General features: G+C 33.6%; 3 protein-coding genes. 1 reads left to right on the forward strand and 2 read right to left on the reverse strand.

Annotated elements, in window-relative coordinates; genetic code table 11:
* Window positions 1-453 precede the first annotated feature (453 nt).
* Complete coding sequence (locus tag HOG71_13600) at window positions 454-603, reverse strand: hypothetical protein (protein MBT5991879.1); 150 nt, start codon at window positions 601-603, stop codon at window positions 454-456.
* A 99-nt stretch (window positions 604-702) separates the two neighbouring features.
* Window positions 703-1,221, reverse strand: coding sequence for a hypothetical protein (locus HOG71_13605; protein ID MBT5991880.1), 519 nt, complete (start codon window positions 1,219-1,221; stop codon window positions 703-705).
* 363 nt (window positions 1,222-1,584) lie between these two features.
* Between HOG71_13605 and HOG71_13610 the strand changes: the two genes are divergently transcribed.
* Window positions 1,585-2,274: adenosine kinase (locus HOG71_13610; protein MBT5991881.1), on the forward strand; the 690-nt coding region annotated here is incomplete at its 3' end.

Consider the following 2,274-nt stretch of genomic DNA (forward strand, 5'->3'; position numbering starts at 1 on the left):
TCCAGATTTGGACTATGTTGAGCTTCAAGTAGTTAGTGTTTAGTTTATCACAGTCTCTTATTACGTGGTCATGTCGTTAAACAATTGAGTCTTTATATTCACTCAGCCCAAATTTGGACTCAGTACCATATACCTCTATATAAGTCGGTTCAAAATTTCTAATATTTTCTGCTTTTAAAGTCCTTGTAATACCACTGCTCAGTTTTGAGCAGTGAAAGATTGTTATAATTTTTATTAAGAATATCGCAATCCCTTATTACATTGTCATATCTTTCCCATATACGATTAACCTTTATTCTTAACTCAGTATTATACCAAGTCATTAGATCAAAGGTTTGAATTTTGGTTAATAGGTATTCTCGATAAGTCTGACCATTTTTCAGCTTTAAAATTTGACTGCCCAAATTTGGACAGTCAAAGATTGTTGTAATTTTCATTAAGAATATTACAGTCTCATAATATGTGGCGGTGTTCTTTACCTGTATTTGGATGTAAATAATACCCCTGCTCAATTTTGAGCAAGCCTAAATTTATATAATTTTCATTCAGCACATCACAATCCCTCATAACATTTTTATGTAGCTTACCAGTGATCTCAGCAATTTCTCTACTGGAATAAAATTAACCAATCCAAATTTGGTTTCGTTACCATATACCTTAATATAAGCAGGTTCACAATTCCTAATATTCTGTTTTTGGAGTCTATATTACCCCTGCCCAACTTTGGGTAAGGTTAAATTCTTTATATTTCCTGCCTTTAGAGTCCTTAGAGGCGATCTGCTCAATTTTGGGCAGATTAAGTTTCTCATAGTTTTCATTAAGGATATTACAGTCTCGTAATACGTGGCGGTGTTGTTTACCTGTATTTGGATGTAAATAATACCTTTCCTCAATTCTGAGGAGGGTACGTTTGTCATAATTTTCATTTAGAATATTACAAGCCCTAAGAACCATATCATACCCTGATACCAGAAAAATAGTTTGTGATTTAGTCAGATGATATTCAGGCTGTTTTTTATTTTGAGAGTTTAAATAATAGGACAGCTCAAAATTGAGCAGTCCTCCATATACCTGAATATAAGCTGGTTGCGCTACCCTAATATCACGCATAACATGAGCATGTTGTTTGCTTCTAATTTTAGCAATTCTTCTACTTGATAAATAGTTATTGGGTTTTCCAGTATGCACAGGTACTGTTTGCTTTTTTGATGGGGTGGGCATGAGAATTTTATTATTTATTACATGTTTAAGTTTAGAAAGGGATATAAATATGGTAATATCAAGGAGATTTTATATTTTTACTTTTTTATTTAAATGATCTAAATTGCCTAAAATGTCCCTTAATTCATATATTCTGGTCAGTTCAGTAATAATTATGTTCGATAATTGTCCAGCAGGGGGAGCAAAGAAAGGCTGACAGAAATGTTGGCCTTTGTTGTTTTTGCCTTTTCCACTCTTGAGAGGAAAAAAGAAAATGGAGGTATAAAATAAAATTTGGATTGTAAATGGTGATTTGAATCATGATCTGCTCCCCTCTTTAATTTTAGAGAGGGGTTTGGGGGTGAGTCAATTAAAAACAAAATTATGACAAAAGTAATCGGACTCGGAAATGCACTTGTAGATATTATGACTCAATTGGAAAGTGACAAAACGCTGCAAGATTTAAATTTCCCAAAGGGAAGTATGCAACTGGTTGATGACCAAACTTCAAAAAATATTGAAAATCTAACTTCAAGTCTGAAGAAAAGTATGTCTGCAGGTGGATCAGCTGCAAATACGATTAATGGATTAGCTAATCTTGAAATAAATGCTTCCTTTATAGGAAAAGTGGGGCAAGATGAGATGGGAAAATTCTTTGGAGATGATCAGAAGGATAGTGGAATTGATCCTCAATTGTTAATTGGTGATGCTGCTAGTGGAAGAGCAATAGGTTTGATTAGCCCTGATTCAGAAAGAACATTTGCAACTTTTCTGGGTGCAGCAATAGAGTTAACGGCAAATGATTTGTCGAGGGATTTATTTACAGGATATCAAATTTTACATATTGAAGGATATTTAGTGCAGAATCAAGACCTGATAAGAGAAGCTGTAAAATTTGCAAAGGAATGCGGGCTGCAAGTATCTATCGATCTAGCTAGTTTTAACGTTGTTGAAGATAATAGAGAGTTCCTACAAGAGATTATTACCAATTATGTGGATATAGTTTTTGCCAATGAAGAAGAAGCAAAAGCTTTTACCAATAAAACACCAGAAGAATCTGTACATATTATTGCA

It is taken from the genome of Bacteroidota bacterium, assembly GCA_018698135.1.
Taxonomy (GTDB): domain Bacteria; phylum Bacteroidota; class Bacteroidia; order CAILMK01; family JAAYUY01; genus JABINZ01.